Origin of the sequence: Enterocloster aldenensis, assembly GCF_003434055.1 — a bacterium.
GTDB classification, from domain to species: Bacteria; Bacillota; Clostridia; order Lachnospirales; family Lachnospiraceae; genus Enterocloster; species Enterocloster aldenensis.
Genome location: NZ_QVEX01000007.1, coordinates 141270 through 153800 on the forward strand (window position 1 = coordinate 141270; position 12531 = coordinate 153800).

Annotated in this window: 12 protein-coding genes; 9 read left to right on the top strand and 3 right to left on the bottom strand. The window is 51.7% G+C overall.

What is annotated here, in order from left to right:
- Window positions 1-12: 12 nt before the first annotated feature.
- Window positions 13-1200 carry an iron-containing alcohol dehydrogenase gene (locus DWX59_RS15815; protein WP_117560180.1) on the bottom strand — a complete coding sequence of 396 codons (1188 nt, stop codon included), beginning with the start codon at window positions 1198-1200 and terminating at the stop codon, window positions 13-15.
- Between the two features lie 223 nt (window positions 1201-1423).
- On the opposite strand from DWX59_RS15815, the gene hflK reads away from it, so the two are divergent.
- The 9 genes from hflK to DWX59_RS15860 all read left to right on the top strand — a co-directional run bounded on the left by hflK (window position 1424) and on the right by DWX59_RS15860 (window position 11883).
- On the top strand, window positions 1424-2542 hold the full coding sequence (gene hflK / locus DWX59_RS15820; protein WP_117560181.1) for an FtsH protease activity modulator HflK: 1119 nt from the start codon (window positions 1424-1426) through the stop codon (window positions 2540-2542).
- Window positions 2539-3417 (top strand): protease modulator HflC, encoded by an 879-nt coding sequence (gene hflC / locus DWX59_RS15825; RefSeq protein WP_117560182.1) that lies wholly within the window; start codon window positions 2539-2541, stop codon window positions 3415-3417. The genes hflK and hflC overlap by 4 nt, the downstream gene beginning before the upstream one ends.
- A gap of 371 nt (window positions 3418-3788) precedes the next feature.
- Complete coding sequence (locus DWX59_RS15830) at window positions 3789-5048, top strand: MFS transporter (protein ID WP_117560183.1); 1260 nt, start codon at window positions 3789-3791, stop codon at window positions 5046-5048.
- A 12-nt stretch (window positions 5049-5060) separates the two neighbouring features.
- Window positions 5061-6254, top strand: a complete 1194-nt coding sequence (locus tag DWX59_RS15835) for a CaiB/BaiF CoA transferase family protein (protein WP_117560184.1) — start codon at window positions 5061-5063, stop codon at window positions 6252-6254.
- Window positions 6255-6259: 5 nt separating this feature from the next.
- Window positions 6260-7045 (top strand): SDR family NAD(P)-dependent oxidoreductase, encoded by a 786-nt coding sequence (locus DWX59_RS15840; protein WP_117560185.1) that lies wholly within the window; start codon window positions 6260-6262, stop codon window positions 7043-7045.
- Window positions 7046-7147: 102 nt separating this feature from the next.
- A complete protein-coding gene (locus DWX59_RS15845; RefSeq protein ID WP_117560186.1) occupies window positions 7148-8200 on the top strand; it encodes a zinc-dependent alcohol dehydrogenase in 1053 nt (350 codons plus the stop codon).
- Window positions 8201-8228: 28 nt separating this feature from the next.
- Complete coding sequence (locus DWX59_RS15850) at window positions 8229-9617, top strand: hypothetical protein (RefSeq protein WP_117560187.1); 1389 nt, start codon at window positions 8229-8231, stop codon at window positions 9615-9617.
- Window positions 9614-10903, top strand: a complete 1290-nt coding sequence (locus tag DWX59_RS15855; RefSeq protein WP_117560188.1) for a CaiB/BaiF CoA transferase family protein — start codon at window positions 9614-9616, stop codon at window positions 10901-10903. Before DWX59_RS15850 ends, DWX59_RS15855 begins: the two co-directional genes overlap by 4 nt.
- A gap of 77 nt (window positions 10904-10980) precedes the next feature.
- Window positions 10981-11883: a LysR family transcriptional regulator gene (locus DWX59_RS15860; protein WP_117560189.1), complete on the top strand. Its 903-nt coding sequence runs from the start codon at window positions 10981-10983 to the stop codon at window positions 11881-11883.
- A gap of 47 nt (window positions 11884-11930) precedes the next feature.
- Here DWX59_RS15860 and DWX59_RS29360 read toward each other — a convergent pair whose 3' ends face one another.
- The gene (locus DWX59_RS29360) at window positions 11931-12173 is read right to left on the bottom strand and encodes a PaaI family thioesterase (RefSeq protein ID WP_235845076.1); all 243 of its coding nucleotides are present in this window, start codon (window positions 12171-12173) and stop codon (window positions 11931-11933) included.
- Window positions 12170-12328 carry a hypothetical protein gene (locus DWX59_RS29365; protein WP_235845077.1) on the bottom strand — a complete coding sequence of 53 codons (159 nt, stop codon included), beginning with the start codon at window positions 12326-12328 and terminating at the stop codon, window positions 12170-12172. Before DWX59_RS29365 ends, DWX59_RS29360 begins: the two co-directional genes overlap by 4 nt.
- Between the last annotated feature and the right edge of the window lie 203 nt (window positions 12329-12531).

Genomic DNA, 12531 nt, shown 5'->3' on the forward strand with positions numbered 1-12531 from the left:
CGTTAGGGGGCATTAGAATGTGACTTCCTCATCATAGAAGCAGCATTTCAGCAGCTGTTCCATTTCAGCAGGAGTGATGGCCCTTGGGTTGGAGCCCGTACAGGCATCGCCTACAGCCAGTTCTGCAACAGTGGGCAGCTTATCCATGAATTCTTTCTCATCGATGATTCCGCCTTCATAGTCCTTGATGCAGGTAGGAATGTCCAGGGCCTTGTTCATTTCACGGATACGTGCAATGAGGGCATCGGTCAGTTCCTCGTCCGTATTGCCGGTCAGGTTGATGAATCTGGCAATCTTAGCATATCTTGCAGCGGCCTCAGGTTCTTTGGAGTTATATTTAATAACCTTTGGCAGGTACATTGCATTTGCACAACCGTGAACAATGTGGCCGCCTGAATATGCTGCACCGGTCTTATGGGCCATGGAGTGGACGATTCCAAGCAAAGCATTGGAAAATGCCATTCCGGCCAGACACTGTGCATCGTGCATCTTATCACGGGCTTCCATATCACCGTTATAAGATGGTATCAGATACTCGTTAATCATCTCGATGGCATGGAGAGCTAACGGGTCCGTATACTCGCAGTTAAGGGTTGACACATATGCCTCGATGGCATGTGTCATGGCATCCATTCCCGTGTGGGCGGTCAGCTTCTTCGGCATGGTCTCAGCCAGGGCCGGGTCAACGATTGCCACATCAGGCGTGATGTTGAAATCTGCAAGAGGATATTTGATTCCCTTGCTGTAATCAGTGATGACGGAAAATGCGGTCACTTCCGTGGCAGTGCCGGAGGTGGAAGGAATCGCACAGAATTTTGCCTTGGTGCGCAGGGTTGGGAAGTTAAACGGTATGATTAAATCGTCAAAGGACGTATCCGGGTACTCATAGAATGCCCACATGGCCTTGGCAGCATCAATGGGGGAACCGCCGCCCATGGCAACAATCCAGTCAGGCTGGAACGCCTCCATGGCTTTTGCGCCCTTCATGACAGTCTCAACAGAAGGATCTGGCTCAACGCCTTCGAACAGCTCTACTTCCATGCCTGCTTCCTTCAGGTAGTCCACAACCTTGTCCAGGAACCCGAAACGCTTCATGGAACCGCCGCCCACAACAACAAAGGCTTTCTTTCCTGTCAGTGTCTTTAATGCTTCAATTGCATCCTTGCCGTGATACAAATCCCTAGGTAATGTAAATCTCATGATAATACCTCCCAGTATATGTTAAAAATTTAATTGATTTGTTATTTCTTTAACAACTATATGATAGCATGGTTTGCCATATATGGGTAGGTATGAAAAAGGCATACCGGTATTCCTAAACGGATATCGTGGAATTTGTAATAAATATAAAGATAAAAGAACTATTATGGCAGGATAAGCTGTGATATACTGATAATGATTATTCAAAAGGAGGAAAGCCTGAATGAATTTTTTTATGGGTAAGAAGTTTGTCGGTCCTGGCGGGAAAAGCGGGAAAGACGGACCGGAAGTTGTCATTGACAATGGCGCGGATAACAATAAGAAGATGAAACGCATGCTGCGCCCTGTTAAATTCGCGATCATCCTGGCGCTGGTGGGGGTAGCTGCCCTGGATTCCTTTTATACGCTGTCCGAGAATGAGATGGCTGTGGTCACCACCTTCGGCAGGCCCTCCAGCGTCATGACCTCAGGGCCTAAGTTTAAATACCCCTTCATACAGAAGGTGTATAAGATGTCCAAGGAAATCAGGGGCATGCCCATTGGCTATGACCCGGATTACAGCTCCCAGACAGGAGCCGGCGCGCCGTTGCTTAACAGCCACATAAACGCGTCCAGCAGGGTGGATGACGGGGAGGGGACGCCGGAGAACACGGTATCCATTCCTTCTGAATCAGAGATGATAACCAAGGATTTCAACTTTGTGAACGTGGATTTCTATATCGAATATCAGATTGTGGACCCCATCAAGGCATATATCAACAGCCAATATGCCATATCCATCCTTAAGAACCTGGCCCAGTCCTATATCAGGGACACGGTGGGCTCCTACAGTGTGGACGAGGTGATTACCACGGGCAAATCCGAGATACAGGCCAAGGTCAAGGCCCTGCTTTCCGAGCGCCTGGAACAGGAGGATATAGGAATCGGCATTGTCAATGTGACCATACAGGATGCGGAGCCGCCCACCGAGGCTGTGAACAATGCGTTCAAGGCAGTGGAGGACGCCAAACAGGGCATGGACACCAAGATAAACGAGGCCAAGAAATACCAGTCAGAGCAGCTGCCGGCTGCCAATGCCAAGGCGGATAAGGCTGCAAGGGATGCGGAAGCCTACAGGCAGCAGCGTATCAGCGAGGCAGAGGGACAGGTTTCCCGCTTCAATGATATGTATGAGGAGTATGCCAAGTACCCGCTGATTACCAAGAAGAGGATGTTCTATGAGACCATGGAGGAGCTGCTTCCGGGCCTGAAGGTCATTGTCAACGGTTCGGACGGCACCCAGACCATGCTGCCCCTGGATTCTTTTGTAAGTGACAGCCAGAAGGGAGGTACCCAGCAATGAGGACGCTGACAAAATTCATGAGGAATATAGGGATTGCCGTAATCATACTGATTGCCGTCACCATCTTTAACCCGGTGGTGGTCACAAGGGCCAATGAATACAGCCTGATCATACAGTTCGGAAAGGTGGTGCGCGTAGAGGACAGCGCCGGTCCGTCCTTAAAAGTGCCCTTCCTCCAGTCCGTACAGAAGATACCCAGGTACAAGATGATATCGGACCTGTACCCCAGCGATGTGACCACCAAGGATAAGAAGGTGATGACAGTGGACTCCTTTGTCATATGGGACATCAACGACCCGGTCAAGTACCTGTCCTCCTTAAACGCCAGCAAGGAAAAGGCTGAGGTAAGGCTGGGCAATGTTGTGTACAACTCAATCAAGAACGTGCTCAGCTCCACCAACCAGGCGGATATCATATCCGGGCGCGACGGCGACCTGGCAAAGACAATCACGGACAATATCGGCACTGCCATGGATTCCTACGGCATCCACATCTATGCAGTGGAGACAAAGAAGCTGGACCTGCCGGATTCCAACAAGGAATCGGTTTACCAGCGCATGATTTCCGAGCGCAATAACATTGCGGCCCAGTATACTGCGGACGGGGAATACCAGTCCTCCCTGATTAAGAACGAGACGGACAAGACAGTGAAGGAAACCGTGGCCAAGGCCAACGCAGAGGCTGAGAAAATCAAGGCCGAGGGCGAGGCAAGGTATATGCAGATACTGAGCGAAGCGTATAATGATGAGTCCAAGGCTGATTTCTATAATTATGTACGTTCCCTGGATGCCATAAAGGCCTCCCTGAGGGGGGACAACAAGACGGTGATTCTGAATGAGGACAGTGAAATTGCGCGGATACTATCCGGTAATTAAGACATGGCCATAAATTGATATTATAAATGCATATTTTATATTGATATTATATATGGAAGAAAGACAGGCGTATTGATGGAAATGGATCAATACGCCTGATTTTTGTATGATAAGCAGATGATAACGCGGATTATAAAAGCTGTAAAGTGCAAAACATACATATAAAAAACAGACTCATAGAAAATGACTATGAAAGGTGCACTAAAGGCACATTGCTTTCAATTGGATATGTATAATGATTGGCTATATAATAAAGATAACCTAAGATTGATTCAAAACTTTTACCACCCCCTGGTCTAAGATGCAATCTCCGGGAGATATCTGCGCAATAATTGTTAAAAAAATAACAAAATAATGAAGGAGGGTATTACATGGCAACTGCACAAGATTACAGCTTAAGGAAAAAGGTATTTGCAGCATCCTGGATTGTCATTTTCGTGGCAGCGGGAATTTCAGCTTATTCTGTGTTTAAAGCTTCCATTATGGAGGCCACGGGGGGGACGGACAGCCAGATTTCCATTGCTTATACCATACAGCAGCTGTTTGCAGCCACACTTGGCATTTTTTCCGGAAGGGCGGTTGACAAGATTGGCCCCAGGATCGTGATTTATCTGGGAGGTTTCCTCTATGGCTTTGGATGGCTGGTAGGAGGGCTCACCACGTCGGTACCCATGTTCTATCTGTTTTTCGGGGTGGTCAACGGAATCGGCTCCGGCCTTATCTACAATTCCTCAGTTGCCACGGGCCTTAAATGGTATCCGGAGAAAAAGGGGACCATGTCGGGGCTCTTGCTCATGTCAGCGTCCATCGGGCCATTCCTGACCTCCAGGTTCGGCGAGATCCTGTGTAACGGCCTGGGCCTTGGGGCAAAAGGGTTGTCCGTGATTGGAGCTGCTTATATTGTCCTGGTGTGGGCCGTGGGCTGGATCATGACCGTTCCCGGCAAGGACTGGGTGGCGCCTCCCATCCCTGCCTCGGTTACGAACCTGGAGAAGGCGGACAGGGAGTATGGCCCCTTGGAAATGATGAAGACACTGCGTTTCTGGCTGATGATTGTGCTTATGTGTCTGGCCAGCATGACGGGAATCATGTTTGTAGGCGCGCTTTCAGGCATTGCCCAGGCCCAGCTGGGGGTTGGTACGGCGGCGGCATCCTGGATTGTGGGGATCAGCGCCCTTGCCAATTTTGTGGGACGGATGGGATTTGGCCGTGTCTGTGACAGACTGGGGGAGGCCAAGACTGTTCTGATCATACTGGTGGTGACCATATTGTCCCTTTTCGTTATGAAGAATGCATTTACAATCCCGCTTTTCATTACCTGCCTTATATTTATCGGCGCGGCCTTCGGAGGCGTACTTGTATGTTTCCCGCCGTTTACCCAGAAGGTATTTGGGATGGAGAACAGCGGGGTGAATTATGGGATCATGTTTCTTGGCTATGCCTCAGGCTCTTACTTTGGCCCGCAGATAGCTGCCAAGACAAAGATGCTGGGACCGGACGGCGCGGTCATGGCCACTTCCTACGCCAATGCCTACGGTATTGCCATTGGGGTGGGGGTTGCAGGAATTGTGGTATGCCTGCTTCTCATGTATGTAAAAAGCCGTTATGCAGATCAGGTAAAGGCAGCATAAAGGAGGAAAAAGGTGGATTGCACAAGGAAAAATGAGTTTTCAGGATTAACCGTGCTGGATCTGTCCCGATATCTTCCGGGCGGATACGCCACACAGGTCCTGGCTGATATGGGAGCAGAGGTCATCAAGGTGGAGGATACGGGCAGGGGGGATTTCTGCCGCCACGATGAACCGGTGATGCAGGGGGAGAGCTATTATTTTACAGCCCTTGCAAGGAATAAGAAAAGCCTGTCCGTGAACCTGAAATCCCGGGAGGGAAAGGAAATCTTCCATAAGCTGGCGGCAAAGTCGGATATCATACTGGAAAGCTTCCGGCCAGGGGTGACGACCCGCCTGGGCATTGACTACGAACAGATAAAGGCTGTAAAGCCGGACATCATATATTGTTCATTATCAGGTTACGGACAATCGAATCCCAACAGCCTGAAGGCACTGCACGACATTAACATGCAGGCCCAGTCCGGGTACCTGTCCTTAAACGGGGGCAAGACCAGCCCGCTGCATCTGTGCGACCTGGCCAGCGGCATGGTGGCCGCCCAGGCCATGCTGGCAGCCCTTTATCAGAGGAGCGTAAGCGGGAAAGGGAATTATATCGATATATCCATGTTTGATTCCTTTGTATGGTGGAACAGCATGCTGGACAGCCGCTATTACTTTTACGGGGGCAGCCTTGATGCAAAGGACCTGGAGTATCCGGCTGTGTGCTACAACATCTACGATACAAAGGACGGAGGGAAAATCGCGGTTGGGATGGTGGAGGAGAAGTTCTGGAAGGAATTCTGCCGCCTGACCGGGGCGCCTGAACTGGTGCCTGTCCAGATGTGCCGCAGACATGAGGCGCCTGAAGCATTTTCCAGGATGGAAGGAATCATGGCTTCCAGGTCACTGGAAGAATGGAAGGAGTGGCTCAGCGACAAGGACCTGTGCATGGCGCCTGTGCTCAGTAAGGGCGAAGCCATTGCAGGCATACTGCAGCAGGAACATGGGCTGATTGAGTATCATACCTTCCCAGGGACCGGGAAGGTGCTTCAGACAAATATCCCCCATAAAATGTCCAACCTTCCCCTGTCCCTAAAGGATATCCTGCCGCCGCCCGCATTGGGCGAGCACTCAAAGGAGCTGCTGTTAAGGCTGGGATATACCGGGGAACAGGCAGAAAGTCTGGCACAAGAAGGGGTTATAAAAGTATCAATAAAGGAGGAATAAGGAATATGGGTAAAAATTGGTTTAGTGTGGATCCTAAGGAACATCTGGACGGCAAGGTGGCCATTGTCACAGGCGGGGGCACCGGTATCGGGGCTGCATGCGCCGAGACATTGGCGGCAGCAGGCGCCAAGATCGTGGTGGCGGCCAGAAGGAAAGAAAAACTGGAATCAACCGTGTCATCCATCAGGGAGGCGGGCGGAGAAGCCATTGCGGTTTCAGCCGATGTGACAAAGCAGGAGGATATTGACAAGATTGTATCTGAAACCATATCCACGTACGGAAGGATTGACATCCTTGTATCTAACGCGGGAATGGCCCTTCCAAGATGCCATACCTTTGATTTTACCAGGGAGGACTGGCGCAGGATTTTTGACCTGAATCTGGACGCAGGGTATTTCCTGGCCCAGGCATGCGGAAAGGAAATGGCCAAAACAGGGGGAGGGAGGATTGTGTTCATGACTTCCCAGAGAGGTATCTCCGCCATGCAGAACATTGCCCCGTACTGCATTACCAAGGGCGCTGTGATGGCCATGGTAAAAGCGCTGGCCATCGACCTGGCCCCGTACCAGATTAATGTTAACGGCGTTGCCCCTGGTTACGTGATGACTGATATGGTATCCGGACTTTTGGCGGACGAAGCAAGGCTTAAAAACGTGCTGGATAAGACGCCGCTGGGGAAAATGGGCACCACGGACGAGATGGCGGCCGCTGTTTTATATTTCTGCCTGCCCCAGTCATCCTACACAACAGGACAGACAGCCATTCTGGACGGAGGCTGGTCCTGCCAGTAACCGGTCCGCAGATAGAAGGCCATACTGTTACAGCAATTCAAATAAATGGAGCGCGCCCGGCCAACCCGGTCCGCTCCGGGAAAAATGAGAGGAGATAGAACTATGAGTGAGACAATGGCAGCAATCATCAAAACAGCCCCAAAGCCAGGATGTATGGAGTATGTAACGGATTTTCCAAAGCCGGAGATTAAAGAGGATGAGATACTGGTACAGGTAAAGGCCTGCGGTATCTGCGGGACGGACCATTCCCTGTATGGATGGAATGAGGCAATTGCCAAGAACTACAAAATCCAGTTCCCGGCAATCTTTGGTCATGAGTTTTCAGGGGTAGTGGCTGAAATCGGACCGGCAGCCCCCAAGAATTTTAAGATTGGGGACAGGGTTGTGGTCAATCCGGTTCTGTTCTGTAATGTCTGTTCTTACTGTGCCAAAGGACAGATTAACATATGTGATAACCGCCCGTTCTACGGAACAGACCTTCCGGGCGCATTTGCAGAGTATGTGGCCATCCGCGGCACCAACCTGATTCCTCTTCCTGACAATGTATCCTATGAAGAGGGCGCGCTCTTAGAAGCCCTTGGCGTTGCCATCAATGCGGTTGACCGGGTGAACCCACAGATGGGCGACTGTGCGGTTGTGCTGGGCTGCGGGGCCATTGGGCTGCTGATGCTCAAGGTCTTAAAATATATTGGCATTGAAAAGGTCATGATTACCGGACTTGGGGTTGATAAGAAACGTCTGGCCCTGGCTGAAAAGATGGGAGCCATCCCCATTAACTGTGAAGAATGCGACCCGGTGGAGCGCGTAAAGGAACTTACGGGCGGACGGGGCGTGCAGGTGGCCTTTGATGCGGCAGGCAATGCCCGCGCCGTGGAGCAGGGCGTCCAGATGCTGGCTAAAAACGGAAAAATCGGTATTTCCGGTCTTCCAAAAGAAAAGTCCACCCTGGACATGACCACAATCTCCATGCGTCAGTTAAGCATCATCGGCAACCGGGCATATGAGCGCAAGACCTGGTTCCAGGGCCTGGATATGATGGCAAACGGCCTGGATATCAAGGAAATAGGAAGCCACACACTTCCGTTCTCAGAATTTGAGAAAGCCATGAAGATGCTGGATAACAGAGAGGGACTGAGGATTATCCTGGTTCCATAGGGGGCAGCGGGGGACTGGAGGGTTACATATGTCAGTGTTAAAAAGAGAATATGGAAAAGAGCAGCCTTATATAGGATGCGGCATGTTTAAGATAAGGCTGCCCTTCATCCATTTCCGATTTACGGGGCCGGAAGCAATTACCGGCCTCTGCAACAGCGTCACCTCCCTGGCGGCCATTGCCACCCTGGTGGGGATACTGGGAATTGAAAACCGGCAGGCGTGGGCAGTGATTGTATTCAGCTGCCTGGCCTACTGCCTCCACTGGCTGCTGGGGGATGCCACGGTTGGCGGATGGATTACCCCGGCCCTTGCCCTGGTAATTGTATTTCTCAACGGTTACGGGGAAGGTATCCCCAGGATGCAGGCCATGGGCGCCCTTCAGATAGAGCTTGGGGTCCTGTTCATCGTGCTGGGAGTGACCGGATGCGCCAGGAAGATTACGGGTATGGTACCGCCTTCCATCAAAGCAGGTATTGTCATGGGGACCGCGGTCACCGCGGCTTTCAGCCAGTTCAAGGAAGGGGCGGGGTTATATACCTATCCCATCACCATCTTTGCCGGGTCCATGGTAGTATTCTACTTCATGTTCAGCACCTATTTTAAGAAGCATTCAGAGCGCATCCATTTGTTCCGTATCATGGGACGGTTTGCATTTGCCTGCGGCGTGTTCGTATGTCTCCTGGTAGGGGCGGTCACCGGAGAGATTGATTATTCCATGGTCAGTTTCACACAGATTCTGGCCACGCCTGATTTTGCGGGGGCAATCCGCTCCATGTCGCCCTTTTACATCGGCTTCGCTCCTGCCGCAACCTGGTTTCAGGCCCTTCCCATTGCTTTTGTGGCGTATATCATTGCCTTTGGGGATTTTATCACGGTTAAGCAGCTGGGTATGGACGCTGCCCGGGAGGATGAGCTGGTGGACTATAACACCAACAGGACCAATGTTGTATGCGGCCTGCGCAACCTGTTCCTGGGCCTTTTGACCCCGTTTCCTCCTTTGGGAGGGCCTATGAGCGCCCCGTACGCGGTTTCCACGTTCCAGCGGTATAAGAACTCAGGCAGGGAAGGCATGGACAGCATATGGGACGGGTATGGCACCAACATGATCCTGGCAGTAATCGGCCTGTTCTGCTACCCGCTTTATCTGGTGGCGCTGGCCGGTTCAGGGGCAGTCCTGGCGGTTCTGGTCATGATCCAGGGTTATGTGTGCACCCAGATAGCTGTTTCCCTTGCAGGGGATAAGACGGACCTGGGTATTGCCGGTATGATGTCAGGGGTCATGGTGGCCAGAGGAGGGGCATGGGGGATCGGTATCGGAATCCTTCTTTACTTCCTTTTGTGCGGACCGGAAAAAATCAGGCAGGATTACCAGTTCAACCTGCAAAAACAGAAAGAGGAGGATGAGGTGTTGCAATGATTGGATTAGAGGGAATAAAGGTAGTGGATCTGACCGCCTATGTGGCAGCGCCTGCATGTCCGCGGATTTTAGGTGAGATGGGCGCCACCGTGTATAAGGTGGAACCCTTTGTGGGGGATGAGCAGCGTACCCAGGGAGCCAGCTGGGGGATGAAGTCCAAGACGGAATTCGATGACCAGGCTTATGATCTGAGCTCCATGAATAAGCAGTGGCTCAGCATCAACCTGAAGACGGCCCAGGGACAGGCGTTCATTTACCGTCTCATAGGGGATTCGGATATCGTGGTTACCAGCTTCAGGGACCCTGCCCTTAAACGGCTGGGCCTTGACTATGAAACCCTAAGCAGCAAGTTCCCCCACATTGTCTTCGGACAGATGCGGGGGTATGGGGAACGGGGGCCTGAGCGGGATTCCAAAGGATTTGACGCCACCTCCTATTCATCCAGGGGCGGCCTGGTCATGGCCTTCCCGCAAAAGGGGGAGCATTTTGAGCCGGCCAATGTGCCGGTGGCGTTTGGGGACTGGAATGCCTCCGTGGCCCTTACGGCAGGTATCCTGGCAGCCCTGGTGCGCAGGCTCAGGTGCGGTAAGGGGGACAAGGTCGTAGTCAACCTCTACCACTGCGCCATATGGGGGATGTCAAGCGCCGTGGCAGTATCCCAGCAGGGAGGGGAGTATCCGCGCTCAAGGAAAGAGGTGCCCTGCCCCACCAACAACTGCTACCGTTCCAGGGACGGGATTTGGTTCCTGATGTGTTTTGGCCATTACAACAAATATTTTGAACTGGTCATGAAGGTCATAGGGCTGGAGCATCTGATTGGGAATAAGGAATATGACACCCTGGAGGTGCTTAACGAGACAGGGAACAACGTGCAGATGATTGCGTGGATGGAGGAAGCCTTTGCAAAGAAGGATTTTGAGTACTGGGAAAAGGCCTTTAAGGAAAATGACATCCCGTTCCAGAAGTGCTTTACCATGGATGATATCCTGAATGACGAGGAGGCTTATGCCAACGATATCCTGAGGAAGATCCACTATGATTCCCTGGGGGAGGTCAGCGTGCCTACCAGTCCTATCCGCCTAAGAAGCGTAGGTGATCCGGTCCTCTTCCGGTCCAGGCCCATCGGGGCTGACACCAGGAAGGTGATGGAGGAATATGGATACAGCCCCAAAGAGATTACCCGTCTGGAGCAGGAAGGGGCGGTAAAATGCTATGACGGCCCGCCCATGCCCGACAGTGTGACGGCGCTCAGCCATGGCCCTGGCTTTGAAGGAACAGGAAACTGATAAAAGGGTTTTTGCCCCGCGGGAAGATGCGCGGGGCAAAAGCCCTGCAGGTGCTTCGATAAGGAGGTATTTTGTAAATGAATCTTTCGCAGCTGTACTATTTCCGCAAACTGGCTGAAGTGCAGCATTATACAAAGGCGGCCCAGGAACTTTACATCACCCAGCCCAGTCTCAGCGCTTCCATCCTGTCCCTGGAAAGGGATCTGGGCATCGACCTGTTCCAGCGGGAAGGACGGGGGGTAAAGCTGACCAAATACGGACGTGATTTTTATGTCCATGTATGCAAGGCCCTGGTTGAACTGGAGGTGGGGATTGACAATGCAAAAGAAAACTCCGGGACCATAGGAGGCGTGATTGATGTGGCATGCATACCCACGCTGTGCGGGGATTTCCTGCCCCGCTCCATTAACAGCTATATGCAGGAATGCAACCCCACGGTTAAGTTCAACGTATTCAACGGCATGACGCCGGCCATTGTGGAGGGGGTCAGGTCGGATGCATACGATGTGGGGTTCTGCTCCATGTCGGAAGGGGAGACAGACCTGTGCTTCACCCCGATCCTGTCCCAGGAATATGCCACCATTGTCAATAAGAAGCATCCCCTGGCATCCCTTGCCGGCCAGCCCATGAAGCTGGAGGACCTGGAGCCCTATGAAATCCTTACTTATCCGGAAAACAGCCCTGTGGGCAGAATCATTAAAAAGGAACTGAGGAAGCATAACCTGAAGGCCACCCACTATGGTTATGACGAGACCACCATCGGAGGATATACTGCCATCAACCAGGTGGTTGCCATTGTGGCCGACACGATGCTTCTTAAGCAGTTTGACAACCTGGTCCACCTTAAGGTGGAGCTGGAGGCGGAAGCCAGGCTGGTTTATATGGTTTACCACAGGAACAACTATCTGACGCCGGCCGTGAAAAATTATATCCAGCATGTGCTGGACAAGGGGCCGGAATTCGGCAGCGTCCCCACTTAAGGCTCCTGCGGTGCAGGGCAATGGCGGGACCGGCCCCTGACCGGGATTCAGATGGGGTCGAACAGGAACATGGTAAAGGTGGCGTCCGCCACGGTCTTTCCCTCCGGGGTGGTAATCACCACATGATGGATTGCGGTTTTGCTTCCCTTGTGCACCGCGTCTGCCTGCACGTACAGTTTGCCTGAATCAACGCTCTTAATAAAGTGGATGCAGCCCTGCTGGGTTACATTGGACACTTCGTACGCATAGGTGGCCATGCCGGCCGCCATGTCGCAGAGTGTAAAAATCACTCCCCATGAAGGTTTCCGTAAAGATTCAGGGAACATGGAAGGATGTCAAGGCCCAGTTTGGCATGGCCCGGTGCGATTTCCAGGATCTGTGCATGCTCCACTCCTGCCAGGGGCTGGATATGGCGGCGGATGCCTTCCAATATGTCCTGTCTCATGTCATCAATACCTCCTGTTTTCATTGATTACTGATGGGGACAATATATCATACAATGTTGATGTGCACAATAGAAAATGGAAATCATAGGCATAATCTATAGATTGTGCACAAAACTTGGGGAAAGGCCGATTGGATATGTGAAACAATATATATTATAATGGAATCATCAAGAGATTGTTAAAAAATTGATTAAAACAAATA

Excerpts from the sequence above, each read along its gene's own strand:
- DWX59_RS15850 (WP_117560187.1), top strand. The coding sequence starts at position 8,229 with ATGTCAGTGTTAAAAAGAGAATATGGAAAAGAGCAGCCTTATATAGGA.
- hflK (WP_117560181.1), top strand. The coding sequence starts at position 1,424 with ATGAATTTTTTTATGGGTAAGAAGTTTGTCGGTCCTGGCGGGAAAAGC.
- DWX59_RS15845 (WP_117560186.1), top strand. The coding sequence starts at position 7,148 with ATGAGTGAGACAATGGCAGCAATCATCAAAACAGCCCCAAAGCCAGGA.
- DWX59_RS15830 (WP_117560183.1), top strand. The coding sequence starts at position 3,789 with ATGGCAACTGCACAAGATTACAGCTTAAGGAAAAAGGTATTTGCAGCA.
- DWX59_RS15855 (WP_117560188.1), top strand. The coding sequence starts at position 9,614 with ATGATTGGATTAGAGGGAATAAAGGTAGTGGATCTGACCGCCTATGTG.
- DWX59_RS15860 (WP_117560189.1), top strand. The coding sequence starts at position 10,981 with ATGAATCTTTCGCAGCTGTACTATTTCCGCAAACTGGCTGAAGTGCAG.
- DWX59_RS29365 (WP_235845077.1), bottom strand. The coding sequence starts at position 12,328 with ATGAGACAGGACATATTGGAAGGCATCCGCCGCCATATCCAGCCCCTG.
- DWX59_RS15840 (WP_117560185.1), top strand. The coding sequence starts at position 6,260 with ATGGGTAAAAATTGGTTTAGTGTGGATCCTAAGGAACATCTGGACGGC.
- hflC (WP_117560182.1), top strand. The coding sequence starts at position 2,539 with ATGAGGACGCTGACAAAATTCATGAGGAATATAGGGATTGCCGTAATC.
- DWX59_RS15815 (WP_117560180.1), bottom strand. The coding sequence starts at position 1,200 with ATGAGATTTACATTACCTAGGGATTTGTATCACGGCAAGGATGCAATT.